Below are 16,532 nucleotides of genomic sequence, written 5' to 3'. Positions count from 1 at the left end.
GTCACCTGATCTCCTCCGGGAACTGGTTCCACTCGCGACCGTCGAGAAATCGGCCGGCGGCTTTCTTGCCGACCTTCTGACAGCCTTCCCAGGCGTTCACAGTGTAATCACACCATTCAATCTTGGTTTGGTCGAGCATCAATCGGTTCCTTCAAAACGTGCGGGCTAGTGGTGGGAGGGGTGACAAAAAAGGGTCCTCTCACTTGCCTTCGGCCACTTGGCGCGGCGAGCAGGTTGGCGGTTTCAGAAAGTCGTGGATCATGCGCACGTCATTGTCGGATGGTTCCTCAGACAGCATGACGGACAGGGCGCGCCCGTTGTCTGCGTCTCGGCCAACGCCCAGCACCCGCAAGGCGCTGTCGAAAAGCGAGGCGGGCCATTTCATCAGGTGATGTTTGATGGCCATCCCAGCCCGCGATGCGGCCTCACAGTGGGCGGCGTCCTTGCCGTAGGTCACGACATGTTCATAGCCATCGTCACCCACCTTGCGGGCAATTACGACCACCTGATCCCAGCCGTGCCGGTCTGCGATCCCCTTGGCTTCTTTAATCGGTAGTGCGGTCATGATTGGGTGTCCAATTATTTGCGTTTCTTGTTCTTGAGCATTCGCCGCAGGCTGCGGCTGTTGCCCTCGGGTTTTGGTAGTTCGGTGGGCGCGAAATCGGTCTCGGGAGCGTGTCCGCAGTTGTCGCAGGCGCAGTATTTTTCGCGCCATCCGCCGCAGCTTTCACAGGGTCGCAGGTCTCTCATTTGACGGTCCTTCGTCGGTAGTGGTTGCTTGGTTTCCCCTTCTCCAATTCCTTTTGATCTCACTCACGGTGGAGAAGGGGGAGGAGGGCAGAATGCCCACCTTTGTTCAAATCAGAATGCGAACATGAGGGATCCGGCCGTCCATAAGAGCGGCGGGGATTGCCTCGCGGGGCAAGGGGGAAAGAGCCGCTGCAATTTCGTCTTGGATCCGGGCGCGGTGGGCCTTGTCGGCTTCGCGCTTTGCCCGGGCGCGCTCTTCCTCTTCGCGCTCTTGGGCCATGCGCTGACGCTCACGTTCGGCGGCCTGTTCTTCCCGGCGTTTGGCTTCGGCAAGTTCGCGCTCGTGTTCTTCTTGTTTCCGTTTGGCTTCGGCGTCGGCTTCCCGTTTGGCCCGTTCTTCGGCTTCGGCCTTGGCTTTTTCCAGTTCTTCCAATCGACGTTCTTCGGCTTCGCGCGCTTCCTGCTGGCGGCGCTCTTCGGCCTCGGCCGCCTCACGTTCCCGGCGTTCGGCCATTTCCTTGTCATGCCGTTTTTTCTCTTCGGCTTCCCGCTCGGCGCGCTCGGCGGCTTCCTTGCGGTCCCGCTCGGCGGCTTCGGCTTCCAAGCGGGCGATCTTTTCGGCCTGTTCCTCGCGATCAATGGCGATCGTCAGGTGGATTTTCCATGCGGCCAGGCATTCGGCCTTGGATGCTTCGGCAAATTCTTGGAATTCTTCCCAGCTTTCATCAATGGCGACGGTTGAGACCTCATCAATCACAGCCTTGATGGTTTCACTGGTCATGGTCGGATCGACCCGGGAGACGTCAAATGTCCGCAGGTTTTCCTTGTGCCCTTCAACCCGTTTCTTTTCGGCAGCTTCCCAGTCTTCTAACGGTTTGCGAACCTCATCGCGCAGGGCATCAAGGCGGGATCGAATATCCCGGCGTTGCTCATCGACTTTTTCAAGTGACTTGCGTGTTGCGTCGTTCAGTTCCTTTCCAACACCGTCCAGGGTCGTTTTGGACTGAGACACCTTGTAGGCCAGCGATTTAACCCGGTCCCGGCCCTTCTTGGTGGTCAAGTCAGGGACTTCCGACCGCACATCCTTTTCGATGCGTTCAATGATCCCAGTGATGCCTTCCGGCTTTCCAAACAACTCTTTGAGCGCTGTCGGTTCCGGTAGGGCCAATTCTGTCGACTCGGGGGCTTGGTCTTTCATCTGAATTCCTTTCGTTTCAGCGGGGAACAACGGTCCCGTCGATTTTCTTTTTTCGGCGATCATTCTTGCCACCAGGCAGGGGGTTCTTGCTCATGCGAGCGCCGTTGTGTTTGGCGCTGACCCGCTTGGCCTTGGCAATATCGGCCTTGTCGGCCCGGGTTTTCCCCCTGTGGCAGGACACATGCGCCGGGGCTAAGTTCTCGTCGGTGTCGTCTCTGGTCATTTCGTAGGGAATGACGTGTTCCAGTTCCCAGGCTTCCCGAGTGCCGTCGATTTTTTCCTCGCAAATGTGGCACTTGCCCTTGTGATCATCGAATATCTTGGCGCGCTGCAGGGTGGTTCGCTTGCGACGGGTCATTACAAATCCTCTAAGACATCAAATTCGGGTTCCGGCTCTGGTAATGGAGGCGGTGTGATGCTGTGCCTTTGTTTGAAATCTCTGACCCTCGCCCGCATGATGTTTGGCAGGCTGTCAAAGCATGAACCTTGCGCCGTTGCCCGGTGGCCCTCTACAGCCTCGGCGCTGTAAAAGGTCAGATGGCATTCGGGGCAACGATGTGTTGGCCTGCGAAATCGGGTCATGACTTGGCCTTTTCCGCCTGATCCCAGCCTCCCAGCCATTGCGCCGCGCGCTCGTGATCATCGAAATGCGGGCAGTCTGTCCGGTATTCCCCGGCCCCGTGCGCCTTGGCACCGACGCTGAAATCATCGTCGCCCGGGAAGGCGTCGGCCAAGTCAATGTCATCGGTCCAGTGAGCCGAGGTGTCAGCTTCCTGATCATCAAGGGGCAGTTCCGCGGTTGCGGTCTTCTCAGCCGGGACAGGTTCAGCGTCCTGATCCGGCACAACCTCTCCTGTTGTTGGCTCTGGCGCGTTTTCGATCGCAGGGGCTTCCTGCGCCTGACGTGCTTGGGCCACCCGGGCCGCAAATGCGCCGGTGGCGGGCTTGGGGGTGACGTCCCTCATCTCTTCGACCTCATCAGCCGAATAGGCCCCCATCATAACATCAGCACGAAACCGGCGGCCCCACCCGCGCCCGCCATAGTACGCCAACTGTTGATCCGGGTCGTTGTGCCAGAGCGGGCTATTTTTTATGGTGATTTCGTCCAAAGTGAGGGTTTCATATTCGAATACTTCCCCACCCATTTCGGCGTATACAATGCACTTCCTGTCGCCAGTTGCGGTTCTTTTGGCAATCTCTCTGCCTTTGCTACTCGTGACCGGCTTGTCCAACATTTTGATTGTTCCGGTGTATCGGTATTTCAACGTAATCCCAGCGGCTTGACGCAAAGCGGCCGTGAATACCTTGGCTTGGTAGCCAATAATTCCCCCATCTTTCACTTGATATGTTTCCAGCGCCAAAGCGAAAGGATCGAAGCCCCATTGCATTGCGCGCATGGTTACAGCCAAACAAAGCGCGGGCTTTTTCCTGAGGTGTACTGGCAGCATTTCACCAGCTGCAGACATCAGGTCAGCAAATTGAACAACTTGCCCAAGATTTTCAAAGCTGTATGCGCCAAGGCCCGGATCAAAAGACCTGATTTCCTGAACCTCTTTAGCGACAGATACGTTTGTAACAGTATTCATGGGGCTTCCCCTGCATTGTTCATTTCTTCCAAAAGCCGTTCACGTTGCCAGTTTGGCCGCTGATATGCTCCGATGTTCTCGCCAGGCCCGGGCCAATGCCCGCTGTCCAGACATTCGCGGAATCGGCGCAGGGCGCGGTGGTTACGGAACTTGCCGATTTTCAGGTCTTCGTCGGGGATCTCTCGAACGATTGCGCTGAAAGGCGCGACGTCGTGCTGGGCGATAATGCCGAACAACGGCCAGTGGCCGGTCAGCTGTTCAAAGCCCTCACAGGCAAAACCGCCTTGCATGTCATAGCCGTGGATTGTGATCCTGCTATCGACCAAGCGGGCGTTGAATTCACGGCCCATGGACGACATTTTTTTGTAATCGGTTGTCATGCCCGAAAACGACACTGTGTCAGGACGCGCGAGGCACCAAAGGCCGGTTGCCTCATCCTGCCACGCCATGCTGATTTCCGGGGTTCCGTCCATAGCTGCGGTTGCGTCGGGGTTGTTGGCCAGTGCCTTGCCCATGGCGCAGATCATTTCCCAATCGTTTTCGCTGATCTTTTCGCGCGGGTCTTTTTCCAGTTCCAAATGGTATTCCACCGCCTTGGCCATGGCTGGTGTCGCTGTCCCTTCGACGTACCTTTTCACAGCTTCGGCAGACGGGCGATTGGGTGGGGCTTTGGTGAATGTGTGACCATCTTCGACCAACTGGATCATTTCAGTGACTGGCAAGCTTGGCGGGCCGCTCCGTGTCACCAAAACATGATCTTCAACGCCTTCCGGCCCGTGTTCGATATAGGCCGCCATGATGCGCCCAAAGCGCAAGGCGTCGGTCTGTTTCATTTCTGTCCGGTTTGGGTTCAACAGATGGCGTTCCCAGACGACGGCAGGGCAATCCAGCTCCATTTTGCGCAATACACCAGAGGTGACAGAGGGACCGTCGCAAGGCTGGGAATGGTGGCGGTCCAAAGGCATCTGATAGAACCCAGGTTCCGTGATGATTTGGTCCGGCTTCAACACTCGGATTTCAAATTCTGATACATCGAACATATCGTCATTCCTTTTGATAGATCCCCGGCGACACAGGCGTTTGGATAGGACGTGGCCGCCGGGGTTATCTGGCGCAGGGATGAAACGGGGTGCGCCAGAATGGGGGTGTTAGGTGGTCTCGACTGTCGGCGCGTTGTCATCGACAAGCTTGTCTGTGGCCCATGCGATTTCGCGCAGTGACTGGCGGTCAAGATCCGGGTGCATTGTGGTGTCACTGCCCGCCCGGATCGCGTGATATGCGGCTTTGTTGAGAGCTTTAAGAGCGTCATGTAGGTCTGGCATTTCAATCTCCTTGGGGATTAAAAGCCCCCGGCAGGGCGAGCAGCGCCCGCCGGGGCAGTAAGGGCAGGTTCAGGAAGAGACCCGCCCAGGGAGTGTTCGGTAACTCTCGATCAGCCGACCGACGTGTGGTTTCCCGTCGACGTCGATCACGGCTCTGGTTTCGCTCGTGACAGTCCAGTTTGGAGCCTGTCGGTGGGGCGCGGACCACTCGCGACGCAACTCGCCTTGCACTATGGGGCCATTGGGGCCGCCTATCTGGATGCTGCGGATCATGACGACAACGCCAGGGCGTAGAGCAATCCAGCATGAGCAACAGCCAAAGAGCCAAGAATGAACACCACCAGAATCAGCAGCAGCAGCAGAGGTTCCTTGGATGTCAGCCAACAGTCCAAGTCATCCTTGCGGATCTGTTGCGAATTGTGGCGTTCCAACATCTTCTGAAAGCGAGGGCTTCCCACCCTCTGGGAGCCGATCAAACGGCCCTCTACGCTTTCGGCGCTGGGAGTGCTGGCACACCGCGCGGTTTGGCCTTGTTGAACGTCGCTGCAACAACATTCGGCGTCCGCTGTCTGCGAAACAGGTGAATGCCAGACACCTGTCTCTGATTGCCGGTAGTCTCCTTCCCGGCCTCCGCCACCTTGCGTGGGGATCTCGATGTTCTTCCGACGGGCAGGGAGGGAGGACTTGCCCCCGCCCGCCGGTTCTGCGGCTCCGTGAGCTTGAGGGCACCGCATGGTCGACAACTGCTCGACAGTCGCCTTGAAACGTCTGTGTTCGGGGCCGGAGTACATCAGGAAGCCTCCCCGGATGTTTCGGCAACAACCGAATCAAGTGCCGCTTGCATGGCCGATACTTCTTCTTGAGCCTTATCCAGCTTTGCAGCTGCGTCATTGCGCATCAGTTCCGCGGCCTTGGCGAACAGCTCTTCCGAAAGCTCATTCATGGCGCGAACCATGTATTTCGGCAGCAAATCTCTATCCATTCCGTCAAAGCGGTAGACAGATGAGCTCCCATATGTGCCGGTGTAGCTGGAAAAACTGGTTTTCACGGTGAAGCTTGTATTCCGGTCATCAACACTGAACCCAGCTTTGTATTTGTCGATGTTGTCTTTCGCCGTGGTCTCGCGGTACCTCGACCAAAATGTCTCTGTTTCTTTGGCGTTGTTGCAAAGCTTCTGGATTTCGGTGAAGGTTTTCAATCGGTCACTCATCACAGCCCCCTTGCGCGGTCGCGCGCTGCATGGGCTCTGTCGTCGCCAGCGGCTTCAATCAGTCCCGCTTCGCGCTTCGAATACAAAGCCTCAAAATCCAGTTCGGCGTTTGCCAGAATGTTTTCGACGTCCTGCGGGTCCACCTGAGTTTCGATGAGAACCGCGGCAATCGTCATGGCGATTTCGTTGTGTTCGCTGGGTGTCATGTCAATCACTCCGCTGCCAAAGGGAGAAGGTCGAGAAAACGTGCGTCGGACATACGGGCCCGGACAGCCTTCTCCTGCTTTGCCGATGCATCGCGGATGGTGATCATCAACGCGCGCAGATCATCACGGGAGTACTTGGAAAGGTCTTCCAACCGACCACTTGGAACAAAGTCCGCAAAGTAGTCATGAACCGCCAGAACACGTTCGTGAGGGGCACACCGGGAATTCCCGTAGTAATTCACGGTTGCTTCCATCGTGGGTGTCTTGCTTGCTCCCAGACCCCAAGACCACACGCTTTTGGCAATGTGCTGAACGTCCCCCAGGATGGCGATCCGGCGCATTTCAGCCTTCCGGTCAAACCCGCTGTTGGGAAGCAGTGTTTCGATGGTGGTAAGCATGTCTCATCTCCCGTTTCTGGGGATGAAGATAAATCACAAATTGTGAGCTTGCAAGATAAAAATCACAAAATGTGAGTTTCTTTAAACCGGCTGGCTTGAAATGTGGAAACTTAGATTGAGGGATTGGCGTGTCTGTAAGATTGTCCGAATTGGAAAACATGACAGGAGGGCTTTATGCTCATTACTCCCAAAGTGAAGGTGCTACATTTCTGCCTTGCAGCGTTGAGCGACGAAGAGTTTTCAGTTGAGGAAACTGTTGATTTTGAGCGTGCTGTCGAAACTCTTTTGACGTCTGGGAAGACGTACCTCACACCGAATATGTCCCCGTTCTATAATGATTTTTCGTCAGATAACTGCTTCTGGCTTATCCTCCATCATGAGGGGGACCCAATTGGGGGGATAGCGGCCAGACGGGATAGGATCGGAGAGGAATCTTTGACTTCCTTCTGGCAGCGCTCCCTTCGACGTCAGTACGGCCAGGATTTGGGGGAGAGGGTTAGAGCGATGTCAGAAACGATTGATGCGGAAGTCAGGGGAGATGTAACCTACTTCGGTGATCTCATTCTGAAGAAGGAATATCGCCTTTGGGGAACTCACCTGAGATGCTTCACAATGTATGCGCAGATGCTGGCGGCCATCAAATGGAACAGCAACTGGGCGTACAGCTTCATAGGTGAAAACCGCGCCGAAAATGGAGGTGCTTGGTCATATGGGTTTTCCAGAGTTAGCCCGGGCCCGCAGGAGTGGCTGGTGGAAACCCCGACCAGAAGCAGTAAGGAATTCTGTGTCTATAATAGCCGATCGGACCTAACGGATATGGCCAGACATTATTCCAGGTTTCCCGAGAAGCTCCGAGTAATTGAGGACACAAGACGTTCCGTCCGGAGCAGTGACCGGAAGTAGGGTTCTGATGTACTCTATGGTAATTCTGTTGAGGCCGTTCGGGTGGGCAACGTCCAGCGTTTCAAGGGTGGAAATAGGGCCTTCTTGGATCGACTGGGAATGGGAAAGAAGGATCCGGTGGGCGAATTCCGTTCCGAGCGGAGCGAGGGTGTTTCTCAGAACCTCCGGCGAATGAACTCCTAGGGAAACAGCTGCCAAACTTCTCTGCCCTAGAGAGAGGGCCCTGATTTCGCGCGTCTCTCCTTTGGGCTCGTAGTACAAGTCGAAGCATTCGGCAAAAGCGTCGGATGCTTCCAGTCTGCCGTTATTACTCTTCCACCAGAGCATCAGATCTCTTCCGGTTGGGCGGTCTGTGCCCTGTGTGAGCTTGTTGACTACTATTCCCCAGACCTCTTGAGCAATGCTGTCGGCAATCTGCATCGCATCCAGGTTTGATTCGTGATGTAGCTTTGAGGGGTGGTAGTTCAGAAGCTCATTGGGGGGTATTTTGAGGTGTTCTGATAGCCCCATTATTACGTCAACACCTGGAACGCTTGAGTTGTTCAGGTGATTTCTGAGGTATGAGGGGCTTTTCCCGATTAAGACTGATAGCTTCTCAAGACCCCCCGGAACTCTTTTGTTATCAATGAGTTCGCGCCATGATGCTTTGAGTTTTGCGATCTGAGTTTTGTCCACAACTCACCCTCTGCGCTAATATATTGACACAATGCACGTAAATGTTGACTGCAACAAGCCGCATGTGAAAAGGTCAACCGGCCAGCGAATTTACGCCGGGGAGTAGTATGAATAACGATGAAAAGCTTGATCAGCTTATTGATCTAGCGGAGGTGTCAGGGTTGTCTTTGGATGTTTTGTGGGCGCTGTCCCGTGGCATGGATGACAGGGCTTTCAGAATTTTATCTGACAACGCATCCAGCTTACCGCGATATATGAAATCCAGGTCCACTTCGAACAGATCGCAAAACTTTACCGCGTCTTCTGGCATCAGGCGGCGAGCCCCTGTTTCCCAGTTGATGTAGCGGGTGTAGTTTACATCGATTAATGAGACAAATTCTTTTACATTCAAATCTTTAGAAAGCCTGATGGCCTTCAGTCGTTCGCCTATCTGCGCATGGGGATATTTGTCTGAATCGCTCATGGGTTATTAATGCGCCATCTCACTTTTTGTGACAAATCTCATTTTGTGGGTTTGAAATAACTCACAAAATGTGAGATACGGGAAACATGACTGATGTTTCCACACACATTGACCAAGATGTCACAACCTTCATCGAGAATGTAGGACGGGCGAAGTTAGCGACTGAACTTGGCGTCAGCGAGAGCCAGATTTCGAACCAGAAGAAGCGAGGGCAACTGCCTTCGTCTTGGTTCTTTGTTTGCCAAGAAATCGTTGAACGCGACGGATTGGAAGTCGATGAGGACCGTTTCCGGCGGCTGTTTAGCTTCAAGGAAGTAACCTCGCCCGAAGATCTGCGGCACAGCCAACCGGAGGCGGCCCAATGACCAGGGCCGCTTCCTTCGCCACTTGCCGAATTGGGCCGGGACTTTCAAAAACCCCCGGCCCATGGTTTGGCCCAATTCGGCGGAAGGTAGCCCGACCGGGATGTGTCGGCGCTTCAATGGCTCTGCCTGACCTCTGTTCAACATCACTTTTCACTCAATCAACTGTGCACCAAATGTCCGTCAAGGGCGTCGGGAATGCACGGCAAATCTCACGGAGAATATTGCCATGAGGGCGGTTAAACCCGGCTCCATTCAGGAGGTCGTGCGCGATGCCATTTCGGTGGCAGGCGGGCTTGAATGTGCCAGCAATGATCTTGGCTTGGCGGTGTCCAGCCTTTCGCGCGCGTCCAGTTGTGATGAGGACCGGCCAGGGGGATTGGGGGTTAATCACCTGCATCGCCTGGGCCGGATCGTCCCGCAGTCCGCGGAACCGGTGGCTGTTCATTTTGCGCGTTTGGCCGGCGGGGTGTTTCAGCCGCTGCCGGTCCAAGGTGCTTTGCGTTCAAATATTCACGATCTGACGAAAGAGTTCTCGGACGTCCTGAGCGTTCACGCAAAAGCGCATTCAGAGGTTTCATCGAACCCGGATGACTTCACTCGTTTGGAAGCCCAGGCCGCGATCAAGGAAGTCGATGAGCTTGTTCAAGCAGCCATGGCTTACCGGGCGGCTCTGCACCAGAGGGCAGGTGAATGAGTTCCTTGAGCGCCCAAGTCAAAACCCAATGGGGCCGGGGCTACAGCTTCGTTCCTGCAAGACCCCGGCGCGGGGCCGGCACTTGCCCCGCAATCAACACTCCCTGTTGAATTTGGCCCGGCTGCTTAGGCGGTCGGGTCTCTTTTTGAGAAAAGGAACCAGAATGCCCAAAGACATGGCGAAAGCCACCGAAGAATTCACGGTAGACACTCAGAAACTGCGCGGCGCGCTGGATCGGATACACGGCAAAGCGACATCCAGTTCGGAAAGCTCTTCGAGCCTTGCTCAGGCCCGAAAACAGGAAGCTGAAAGCTTGGATTGCCACAAGGACGCACTGTCGATTGTCGAGCGGATCGACAAGATGAGCCCGGACAAAAAGGCTGACTTCTTGCGCTCTTTCTCCCCGATGTTCTCTGCTCTGCTGCCCCAGTGGGAAGGCGAGTTCAAAGACATGGTGGACAAGGCCAATGAGCAGGCTGGCGAAATGGAAGGGGCGATGGGCTGATGTTCAAGATCCTCAATTCAGTTGCCGTGCCTGAATTCCCGGAATTTCCAGATGCCGATCAATCTTTCTACGGGAAAATCCGTGAAACGTCTCAGGAAGGTTGGGGGAAGCGGCGTCTTAACCGTTTCAAGAAGTCTCAAACCGGCAAGACGCTCCAACTCCACGCGACCCGCGGCTGGAAAGTGGCATGATTGTCGCTGGACTTGATGTGGCAACAACAACTGGCGTCTGTCTCGGGGAACCGGGGCAGACACCACAATTCCTTTCGCGTGATCTTGGGCAAGGGAAGCCCCACGAGCTTCGTTTCTCCAATGCCATGCGGCTGGCCCATGAACTGATTTCTGATCACGGTGTCGAAGCTATCGGAATCGAAGAACCGATCATCAATCCCAAGCGCGACAGCAAGGAAAAGCTGCGCCTGCTGTTTGGGTTGGTCTCTTCGATCCAAGGCTGGGCGGCGCTGAAAGGTGTGCCGTGCGTGACCTTTGAGGTTGGCACCATCGACAAGCATTTCGTCGGTGCGAAGCTGATCGGGCGAGACAACCGCAAGCGCGCGATCATGGGCCGGTGTCAAATGCTCGGCTGGAACCCCCAGTCCTTTGATGAATCCGACGCGGGCGCCGTGTTCGACATCATGTGCGCCCACCAATCCCCATCATATGCCGCCCAGAGCGGCCTTCTACTCTCTCGGAGGACAGGATGAGCCTACCTAGTCAACAGATCGCCAGTGTTCGAAACCCAGACAAGGGGCGCGGGGTCGCGCCGATCTTCAAGATTCGCCGGTACACGCCCGAAGAATCCCGCGCGAGGGAAGATCGACTGACCGCAGGAATGGGGATCACCCCCCGGTCCGAGAGCAAGGCCCCAGTCTTGGGGTCTACGGAAGAGAACTGCCGTGATCTTCTTGCCCTTTGTGCAGATTGGACCCCGGTCAGGGAGCTTATCGAAAAGCTGGGCTGGAATAGGCCCCACATGCGCAAGCGCGCTGCGCTGCTATTCAAGCGCAAACATCTGGAGGCCAGAGGCGGTACGAACGAAAGGGAATATCGGGCGATACCCCAGAAAGTGGCAGACCCAAAGCCACATCGAGTAGACGTCATTTTTGAAGCCTTGAAAGGCACCATGTCCTCACGGGAAATGTCTGAGAAGACTGGGTACCATATTCAAACATGTGGCCAGGATCTGATGTTGTTATCCCGGGCCGGTAAGGTAGCCCGTGAGCGGGATCCGAAATCCCCCGGTCGGTTCCTCTACAGGAGGGCCGAGGGATGAACGGTCAACCGAAACTGCATTGGCGCTCACAGGTCCGTATCTTGCTGCTTGAGGGGCTAGGGGCCGAAGACATCGCTATCCGCCTTGAGCGGCCCGTGCAGGACGTCAGAGGCGAGATTTCCGACCTACGGGCCAATGGATGGCTTGGGCCCCTGTGTGCGGCCGCCAGAACAGGCGCTGCGCAGCTGATCAAACAGAAACCCAATCAGATCGCGGGGTGGGCGAAATGAATGGCCTGCCGTATTACAAAGCCTATCCGCGAGACTTTATCGAAGGCACAATTGGCATGCCTTTTGAGGTCAAGTGCGCGTATCGAGTGGTCCTGGATCTGATCTACATGCAAGGGGGCGAATTACCTGATGATGATCGGTACATTTCCGGGCTTCTTGGGTGTTCAATTCGCAAGTGGAAAAGCATCCGTCAAACGCTGATAGACGGGGGGAAAATCACCGTCTCGGGCGAGTTTCTTTCGAATAAACGCGCAGTTTCGGAGCTCGAAACTCTCTCGAAACTCCAAGATAAAAAGCGTGAAAATGCCTCTGGTCCACGGAAAAACAATAACTTAGCAAAACGACAGTTAAGCCATACAGAACCAGAACCAGAACCATATAAGAATAAGGATACTGACGTATCCTTGTCAGATCAGAAATCTGACCCGCCCAAATCGAATGCCGAGAACTGCCAGACATCCGAAGCTGTCTCAGCCTACAACATCGCTGCAAATCACGTCGGCTGGCCAAAGGTGCAGAAGCTGACAGCCAGCCGTTCCCGCTCTCTTCGAGCCCGATTGAAAGAATGCGGGGGAATCGAGGGCTGGAAGAATGCTCTCCGATCAGCAGCAAAATCCGATTTCCTGTGCGGTCGATCCCAGAACAATTGGACAGGGTTCTGTTTCGATTGGCTGGTCAAGCCCGCAAATTTCACCAAACTGATTGAGGGGAACTATGACAACCGCCCTGACCGAAGCCCGTCACCCAGCAACGGAAGATCAAATTCAGCGCATGGTAGCCTCCTTGATGGCTTCGCCGCATGTGCCCATTCAGACGATGCAGGAGGCGGAAACCAAGCAAGCGATTGTGAACCAACTTTCGACCCCGGCCAGCAAACAGTGGATCTGTGGGCGGGTGGCGACCCTTCTCAGCCAATACTTCGTGTCGTCGGTTCCAGCTGAAATGATGCAGGCTATCGCAGAAGACTGGTACGCCGAGTTGAGAGACTTCCCGGCCTGGGCCATCCAGGACGCCTGCCGCTGGTGGATGGGTGCCGAGAACGGAGATCGGCGCAAACGCCCGATGCCCGGTGACATTGCTGAATTGGCCCGCAAGAAAACGTCATGCGTTCGTGTTGCGGCCCGCCGGTTGCAGGAATTTCAAGCCGGGAGCAGCAACGCATGAACATCCAGCAGCCAATTTACGTCCCCGCCAATGTGGAGCTGGAACAGCAAGTGCTTGGTGCAGTTCTGAGCAACAACGATCGGTTTCATGAAGTCTCTGCGATTTTGAATGCAGATCATTTTTATGATCCGATTCACGCAAAGATTTGGGAGACGATTGCGGCCAGGGTCGAAGGTGAAAAGATTGCCAGCCCGGTGACGCTGCGATCGGACTTTGAAGGCGATGAGGGGCTTGGGGAACTCGGCGGTGCCGATTACCTGGTCAAACTTGTCGGGTTCGCCATATCGACATTCGCGGTCAAGGATTACGCCCGAGAGGTTATTCAGATTGCCGAAGAACGTCGGGTCTATGAGACCTTCCGGCACGGCATGGAAGCGATCCGGAGCCGCAAGCCGTTGGGGGAGGTGAAATCCCACGTCGATGAAGTTCTGAGCGGCGTTAGCACTGACGGAAAAGACAGTTCTATTTCTCTACTCAAAGCATTCAGCGACACGATCGCAAAAATTGATGAGGCATACCACGGTGACAAGCCGACCGGCATTCAAACCAACCTGACCGCGCTTGATGAACGCCTGGGCGGGCTGTTTTCTCCGGATTTGATCGTTTTGGCCGGCCGTCCGTCGATGGGCAAAACCTCGCTGGCAACCTCGTTGGCAATCCGCGCCGCGCGGCAAAACGTGCCGGTGGGAATCGTCTCTGTCGAGATGGACGCCGAGGGGTTGTCACATCGGATCTTGTCCGAGTTGTCCGGGGTCGAATACTTCAATTATCGCCGTGCCCATGAAATGAGCGAAGAGGATTTCCGCAAGACCGTAGACGCGGCAAAGGAAAACATCTCCCTGCCGATCGAGATCGTTCCGCCGCATGTTCGCGATATTCGGGGCATATTCTCTGCCCTCAAGAAAATTGACCGGCAGTTTGCCAACATGGGTGGGCTCGGCCTGGTGGTCGTTGACTATATGCAGCTGGCCGAAGGCAAGGGTAACAGCCTGAATGAACGTGTTGGCGACGTATCCAACAGCCTCAAGAACATCGCCAAGACCTTGGAATGCCCGGTGATCGCCTTGTCTCAGCTGAGCCGTCAGGTTGAAAACCGGGAAGACAAGCGGCCGATGTTGTCTGACCTGCGAGATAGCGGTCAGATCGAACAGGACGCGGATGTTGTGCTGTTCTGCTACCGCGAGAGCTACTACCTGAGCAGGGAACGCGCGAAAGAAGACCTGGAAGAACGGGACGCCCAGCTGCGGGCAATCGAGCAATCCAAAAACGTCATGGAAGTCATCACTGCCAAGCAGCGAATGGGCGCCATTGGGTCCGATCGGATCGGCTGTGCAATCTCGACAAACCAATTCTGGGATCTGCAAGCCCCCGCCAACCAGGAGGAACTTGAGTTTTGACCTCTGTTCTAAAGGAAGCCACTCGCATCAAGGACCGCCTGCGCGCTTGCCAGACCGTCGAAGCGGTTGAAGCCGTATCCAATGAAGAGCGAGAGGCCGTTACGGCGATGAAAGTCGGTCCTGGGGACGCTGGGGCCATGTTTCATCAGATCGCACTACTCAAGATCTACTTGATAGACCTCCACCTACCCAGAGCCCAGAAAAGGAGCGCGTGATGGTCCAGAACACCAGCATGGCAGTCATGCAAAATCGGAAAGAGCCAAACAGCAGCTTGGACGACTTCCCCACACCGCCTTGGGCTACACGCGCGCTTTGTGATTGGATCAGTCACACAGGTGGCGAACCGTACAAATTGACCTGTCGCGAACCGGCGGCGAACCGGGGGCATATGGTTGTCCCGCTTCTAGAGTATTTTAGGACCGTTGAAGCCTCTGATGTACATGATTACGGCGCCGGGTTTCCGGTGGTTGATTATCTCTTTGGGCCACCGCCAGCCGCGGTTGACTGGACGATTACAAACCCTCCTTTTCGGTTGGCGGCGCAGTTCATCGACCGCGCGCTGCAAACTAGCCGCATCGGATCTGCTGTTATTGTCCGGAGCGCGTTTCTTGAGGGCGTGGGGCGGTACAACAAACTATTCAACGTGTGCCCCCCGACGGACATTCTTCAATTTTCTGAGCGTGTTGTCATGCACAAGGGCAAGCTTTCCGCAAAGGGCTCCACTGCGACAGCCTATTGCTGGTTGGTCTGGAACAAGTACGACAACAGGGGCAGCACGAGGTTTCATTGGATACCGCCATGCCGGAAGCTTTTAGAGCTGTCGTCCGACTATCCTGAGAATGATGAGGTGGTGGAATGAAACACGCCAAGATCAGCAGCATTTACCATCAGGCCAACAGCCCGGCACCGGTTGGACAGGAAGCGCAGCGCCGCAATTTTGAGGCCCGGAAACAGCTTTGGCACCAATTGGGCGTTGCTGTGATCGACCCCACTCAGGTTTTCAACGACATCGACCGCGAGCATGTTCAAAGCATCGCAACCGGCATGTATGGCAAGCGGAAGGGCAATTGATGGCAGTTTCCAAAAAGAACGTCGAACGCCAGCTTCGCGAAGGCGGTCAGCGCGTTTTTCAGCAGGCCGAAGCCGAAATCTTTGACCGGCAAGGCTCCCGCCTGGAACGTCAGACCGGCGCAGGCATGAAAACAAACGTCCACCAGCTGTTAGATCCGCGGCTTGACCTGACTGACACCCAGCGCGCTGTCGGAAACTGTTTTGGGGCGTTCTATGAGGAAGCCCTTTCCGGGGGCGGCAAGGTCGCCATTCGTGAGTATGTCGACAGTTCGCCCACAGATGGGGGCGGTGTATCCGTTGCCCGGTTGCACAAGGTCAGAATGATCACATGCGCGATGAATGCCCTCAAAACCGCCAAAGCCTTCACCTACCCTAAGGGGAAGCCCCGCGGCGATTGTATCCTTGGTCCGCACAACCGGATCCGGCCCTTTTGGCTGGCCTATCGGGTATGCGTGAACCAACAGACCCTTTCAAACGTCGCCATTGATAACGGCTGGACCCGCATCCCCGTCAAGGATGGCAAGTTTCAGCGGCCAACAGTCCCAGACCGGCAAAGGAAGGCCCTCGCACAACATCTGCGCACCACGATCGACATCATCAATGACGCCTGGACCGATGGGGAATACCCGGTGCCACACCAGTTTTTCACAGTGGTCAGCAGATAGGAGAAAGATATGCGTTATGCAGTTATTGACACCGAAACGACCGGATTGGATCCTGCGACATGAGACCGGCAGAAATAGGTTTGGTAGATGACGAGTGCTATTGAGGGAATTATTGTTGGTGGAGCTGGTGGTGCTGTTGCTGGCCTCACTGTTCTACTGGTGGGATGGGCAGCAAAAAGTCTTCAAGAGCGCAAGGAAAAGGAGCGAGTTTATTCTTGGATGGAAAACAATACTTCTCCCAAGGATGGGGAGGCGTTTAGAAGCACACGGGCAATAGCGAGTTGGAATAATCTGACCGAAGATCGTGTGCGCTATATCTGTTCGAAGCACCCCAAGATTTTCCTAAGTACAGGGTCAGCTGGGGATATGTGGAGCATACACGGACGGGATATTAGTGTTATGCCTCAGGCTCGCGCCCTGTGATCGAAGTCCTTTGAATTGGTTGTGCCTTGCCTCAT

26 protein-coding genes are annotated in these 16,532 nt (G+C 55.4%); 13 read left to right on the top strand and 13 right to left on the bottom strand.

Features of this window, described 5'->3' with window-relative positions; translation table 11 throughout:
• Position 1 precedes the first annotated feature (1 nt).
• From QEZ52_RS00495 to QEZ52_RS00435, 13 genes are all read right to left on the bottom strand, one after another.
• Entirely contained in the window at positions 2-139 is a 138-nt protein-coding gene (locus QEZ52_RS00495) for a hypothetical protein (protein ID WP_406646944.1), read from the bottom strand.
• Positions 140-199: 60 nt separating this feature from the next.
• The gene (locus QEZ52_RS00490) at positions 200-565 is read right to left on the bottom strand and encodes a hypothetical protein (protein ID WP_406646942.1); all 366 of its coding nucleotides are present in this window, start codon (positions 563-565) and stop codon (positions 200-202) included.
• Positions 566-856: 291 nt separating this feature from the next.
• Positions 857-1,948 (bottom strand): hypothetical protein, encoded by a 1,092-nt coding sequence (locus QEZ52_RS00485; protein ID WP_406646940.1) that lies wholly within the window; start codon positions 1,946-1,948, stop codon positions 857-859.
• A 16-nt stretch (positions 1,949-1,964) separates the two neighbouring features.
• Entirely contained in the window at positions 1,965-2,306 is a 342-nt protein-coding gene (locus QEZ52_RS00480; protein ID WP_406646937.1) for an HNH endonuclease, read from the bottom strand.
• A gap of 220 nt (positions 2,307-2,526) precedes the next feature.
• Entirely contained in the window at positions 2,527-3,534 is a 1,008-nt protein-coding gene (locus tag QEZ52_RS00475; RefSeq protein ID WP_406646935.1) for an Rmf/CrpP family protein, read from the bottom strand.
• Entirely contained in the window at positions 3,531-4,574 is a 1,044-nt protein-coding gene (locus tag QEZ52_RS00470; RefSeq protein ID WP_406646933.1) for a PD-(D/E)XK nuclease-like domain-containing protein, read from the bottom strand. The genes QEZ52_RS00475 and QEZ52_RS00470 overlap by 4 nt, the downstream gene beginning before the upstream one ends.
• A gap of 108 nt (positions 4,575-4,682) precedes the next feature.
• Positions 4,683-4,856, bottom strand: a complete 174-nt coding sequence (locus tag QEZ52_RS00465) for a hypothetical protein (protein ID WP_406646930.1) — start codon at positions 4,854-4,856, stop codon at positions 4,683-4,685.
• 269 nt (positions 4,857-5,125) lie between these two features.
• Positions 5,126-5,290 (bottom strand): hypothetical protein, encoded by a 165-nt coding sequence (locus tag QEZ52_RS00460; RefSeq protein ID WP_406646928.1) that lies wholly within the window; start codon positions 5,288-5,290, stop codon positions 5,126-5,128.
• A 356-nt stretch (positions 5,291-5,646) separates the two neighbouring features.
• On the bottom strand, positions 5,647-6,066 hold the full coding sequence (locus QEZ52_RS00455; protein ID WP_406646926.1) for a hypothetical protein: 420 nt from the start codon (positions 6,064-6,066) through the stop codon (positions 5,647-5,649).
• Positions 6,066-6,272: a hypothetical protein gene (locus QEZ52_RS00450; protein WP_406646924.1), complete on the bottom strand. Its 207-nt coding sequence runs from the start codon at positions 6,270-6,272 to the stop codon at positions 6,066-6,068. The genes QEZ52_RS00455 and QEZ52_RS00450 overlap by 1 nt, the downstream gene beginning before the upstream one ends.
• A gap of 5 nt (positions 6,273-6,277) precedes the next feature.
• Positions 6,278-6,670: a hypothetical protein gene (locus QEZ52_RS00445; protein ID WP_406646922.1), complete on the bottom strand. Its 393-nt coding sequence runs from the start codon at positions 6,668-6,670 to the stop codon at positions 6,278-6,280.
• Positions 6,671-7,477: 807 nt separating this feature from the next.
• Positions 7,478-8,248 (bottom strand): hypothetical protein, encoded by a 771-nt coding sequence (locus QEZ52_RS00440; RefSeq protein WP_406646920.1) that lies wholly within the window; start codon positions 8,246-8,248, stop codon positions 7,478-7,480.
• 130 nt (positions 8,249-8,378) lie between these two features.
• The gene (locus QEZ52_RS00435; RefSeq protein ID WP_406646918.1) at positions 8,379-8,711 is read right to left on the bottom strand and encodes a helix-turn-helix domain-containing protein; all 333 of its coding nucleotides are present in this window, start codon (positions 8,709-8,711) and stop codon (positions 8,379-8,381) included.
• An 86-nt stretch (positions 8,712-8,797) separates the two neighbouring features.
• Here QEZ52_RS00435 and QEZ52_RS00430 point away from each other — a divergent pair, with 86 nt between their 5' ends.
• The 13 genes from QEZ52_RS00430 to QEZ52_RS00370 all read left to right on the top strand — a co-directional run bounded on the left by QEZ52_RS00430 (position 8,798) and on the right by QEZ52_RS00370 (position 16,497).
• On the top strand, positions 8,798-9,076 hold the full coding sequence (locus QEZ52_RS00430) for a hypothetical protein (protein ID WP_406646916.1): 279 nt from the start codon (positions 8,798-8,800) through the stop codon (positions 9,074-9,076).
• A 226-nt stretch (positions 9,077-9,302) separates the two neighbouring features.
• Positions 9,303-9,770 (top strand): hypothetical protein, encoded by a 468-nt coding sequence (locus QEZ52_RS00425; RefSeq protein WP_406646914.1) that lies wholly within the window; start codon positions 9,303-9,305, stop codon positions 9,768-9,770.
• 163 nt (positions 9,771-9,933) lie between these two features.
• Positions 9,934-10,275 (top strand): hypothetical protein, encoded by a 342-nt coding sequence (locus QEZ52_RS00420; RefSeq protein ID WP_406646912.1) that lies wholly within the window; start codon positions 9,934-9,936, stop codon positions 10,273-10,275.
• Positions 10,275-10,466 carry a hypothetical protein gene (locus QEZ52_RS00415; protein WP_406646910.1) on the top strand — a complete coding sequence of 64 codons (192 nt, stop codon included), beginning with the start codon at positions 10,275-10,277 and terminating at the stop codon, positions 10,464-10,466. Before QEZ52_RS00420 ends, QEZ52_RS00415 begins: the two co-directional genes overlap by 1 nt.
• Positions 10,463-10,978 carry a hypothetical protein gene (locus QEZ52_RS00410; RefSeq protein ID WP_406646908.1) on the top strand — a complete coding sequence of 172 codons (516 nt, stop codon included), beginning with the start codon at positions 10,463-10,465 and terminating at the stop codon, positions 10,976-10,978. The genes QEZ52_RS00415 and QEZ52_RS00410 overlap by 4 nt, the downstream gene beginning before the upstream one ends.
• A 565-nt stretch (positions 10,979-11,543) precedes the next feature.
• Positions 11,544-11,777, top strand: a complete 234-nt coding sequence (locus QEZ52_RS00405; protein WP_406646906.1) for a hypothetical protein — start codon at positions 11,544-11,546, stop codon at positions 11,775-11,777.
• Positions 11,774-12,718 (top strand): DUF1376 domain-containing protein, encoded by a 945-nt coding sequence (locus QEZ52_RS00400; protein ID WP_406646904.1) that lies wholly within the window; start codon positions 11,774-11,776, stop codon positions 12,716-12,718. The genes QEZ52_RS00405 and QEZ52_RS00400 overlap by 4 nt, the downstream gene beginning before the upstream one ends.
• Position 12,719: 1 nt before the next feature.
• A complete protein-coding gene (locus QEZ52_RS00395) occupies positions 12,720-12,941 on the top strand; it encodes a hypothetical protein (protein WP_406646902.1) in 222 nt (73 codons plus the stop codon).
• Complete coding sequence (locus QEZ52_RS00390; protein WP_406646900.1) at positions 12,938-14,338, top strand: DnaB-like helicase C-terminal domain-containing protein; 1,401 nt, start codon at positions 12,938-12,940, stop codon at positions 14,336-14,338. Before QEZ52_RS00395 ends, QEZ52_RS00390 begins: the two co-directional genes overlap by 4 nt.
• A 214-nt stretch (positions 14,339-14,552) precedes the next feature.
• The gene (locus tag QEZ52_RS00385) at positions 14,553-15,197 is read left to right on the top strand and encodes a hypothetical protein (protein WP_406646898.1); all 645 of its coding nucleotides are present in this window, start codon (positions 14,553-14,555) and stop codon (positions 15,195-15,197) included.
• A complete protein-coding gene (locus QEZ52_RS00380; protein WP_406646896.1) occupies positions 15,194-15,409 on the top strand; it encodes a hypothetical protein in 216 nt (71 codons plus the stop codon). Before QEZ52_RS00385 ends, QEZ52_RS00380 begins: the two co-directional genes overlap by 4 nt.
• The gene (locus QEZ52_RS00375) at positions 15,409-16,074 is read left to right on the top strand and encodes a hypothetical protein (RefSeq protein ID WP_406646894.1); all 666 of its coding nucleotides are present in this window, start codon (positions 15,409-15,411) and stop codon (positions 16,072-16,074) included. The genes QEZ52_RS00380 and QEZ52_RS00375 overlap by 1 nt, the downstream gene beginning before the upstream one ends.
• An 87-nt stretch (positions 16,075-16,161) precedes the next feature.
• Positions 16,162-16,497: a hypothetical protein gene (locus QEZ52_RS00370; RefSeq protein WP_406646892.1), complete on the top strand. Its 336-nt coding sequence runs from the start codon at positions 16,162-16,164 to the stop codon at positions 16,495-16,497.
• Positions 16,498-16,532: the final 35 nt, after the last annotated feature.

The sequence above is a fragment of the Aliisedimentitalea scapharcae genome, assembly GCF_045277565.1.
GTDB classification, from domain to species: domain Bacteria; phylum Pseudomonadota; class Alphaproteobacteria; order Rhodobacterales; family Rhodobacteraceae; genus Aliisedimentitalea; species Aliisedimentitalea scapharcae.
Note: the sequence above shows the minus strand (reverse complement) of the source record. Positions and strands in the feature narration are given on the sequence as shown.

Coding starts and splice junctions, on each gene's coding strand:
- QEZ52_RS00495 (WP_406646944.1), bottom strand. CDS start 139: ATGCTCGACCAAACCAAGATTGAATGGTGTGATTACACTGTGAACGCC.
- QEZ52_RS00490 (WP_406646942.1), bottom strand. CDS start 565: ATGACCGCACTACCGATTAAAGAAGCCAAGGGGATCGCAGACCGGCAC.
- QEZ52_RS00485 (WP_406646940.1), bottom strand. CDS start 1,948: ATGAAAGACCAAGCCCCCGAGTCGACAGAATTGGCCCTACCGGAACCG.
- QEZ52_RS00480 (WP_406646937.1), bottom strand. CDS start 2,306: ATGACCCGTCGCAAGCGAACCACCCTGCAGCGCGCCAAGATATTCGAT.
- QEZ52_RS00475 (WP_406646935.1), bottom strand. CDS start 3,534: ATGAATACTGTTACAAACGTATCTGTCGCTAAAGAGGTTCAGGAAATC.
- QEZ52_RS00470 (WP_406646933.1), bottom strand. CDS start 4,574: ATGTTCGATGTATCAGAATTTGAAATCCGAGTGTTGAAGCCGGACCAA.
- QEZ52_RS00465 (WP_406646930.1), bottom strand. CDS start 4,856: ATGCCAGACCTACATGACGCTCTTAAAGCTCTCAACAAAGCCGCATAT.
- QEZ52_RS00460 (WP_406646928.1), bottom strand. CDS start 5,290: ATGTTGGAACGCCACAATTCGCAACAGATCCGCAAGGATGACTTGGAC.
- QEZ52_RS00455 (WP_406646926.1), bottom strand. CDS start 6,066: ATGAGTGACCGATTGAAAACCTTCACCGAAATCCAGAAGCTTTGCAAC.
- QEZ52_RS00450 (WP_406646924.1), bottom strand. CDS start 6,272: ATGACACCCAGCGAACACAACGAAATCGCCATGACGATTGCCGCGGTT.
- QEZ52_RS00445 (WP_406646922.1), bottom strand. CDS start 6,670: ATGCTTACCACCATCGAAACACTGCTTCCCAACAGCGGGTTTGACCGG.
- QEZ52_RS00435 (WP_406646918.1), bottom strand. CDS start 8,711: ATGAGCGATTCAGACAAATATCCCCATGCGCAGATAGGCGAACGACTG.
- QEZ52_RS00430 (WP_406646916.1), top strand. CDS start 8,798: ATGACTGATGTTTCCACACACATTGACCAAGATGTCACAACCTTCATC.
- QEZ52_RS00425 (WP_406646914.1), top strand. CDS start 9,303: ATGAGGGCGGTTAAACCCGGCTCCATTCAGGAGGTCGTGCGCGATGCC.
- QEZ52_RS00420 (WP_406646912.1), top strand. CDS start 9,934: ATGCCCAAAGACATGGCGAAAGCCACCGAAGAATTCACGGTAGACACT.
- QEZ52_RS00415 (WP_406646910.1), top strand. CDS start 10,275: ATGTTCAAGATCCTCAATTCAGTTGCCGTGCCTGAATTCCCGGAATTT.
- QEZ52_RS00410 (WP_406646908.1), top strand. CDS start 10,463: ATGATTGTCGCTGGACTTGATGTGGCAACAACAACTGGCGTCTGTCTC.
- QEZ52_RS00405 (WP_406646906.1), top strand. CDS start 11,544: ATGAACGGTCAACCGAAACTGCATTGGCGCTCACAGGTCCGTATCTTG.
- QEZ52_RS00400 (WP_406646904.1), top strand. CDS start 11,774: ATGAATGGCCTGCCGTATTACAAAGCCTATCCGCGAGACTTTATCGAA.
- QEZ52_RS00395 (WP_406646902.1), top strand. CDS start 12,720: ATGATGCAGGCTATCGCAGAAGACTGGTACGCCGAGTTGAGAGACTTC.
- QEZ52_RS00390 (WP_406646900.1), top strand. CDS start 12,938: ATGAACATCCAGCAGCCAATTTACGTCCCCGCCAATGTGGAGCTGGAA.
- QEZ52_RS00385 (WP_406646898.1), top strand. CDS start 14,553: ATGGTCCAGAACACCAGCATGGCAGTCATGCAAAATCGGAAAGAGCCA.
- QEZ52_RS00380 (WP_406646896.1), top strand. CDS start 15,194: ATGAAACACGCCAAGATCAGCAGCATTTACCATCAGGCCAACAGCCCG.
- QEZ52_RS00375 (WP_406646894.1), top strand. CDS start 15,409: ATGGCAGTTTCCAAAAAGAACGTCGAACGCCAGCTTCGCGAAGGCGGT.
- QEZ52_RS00370 (WP_406646892.1), top strand. CDS start 16,162: ATGACGAGTGCTATTGAGGGAATTATTGTTGGTGGAGCTGGTGGTGCT.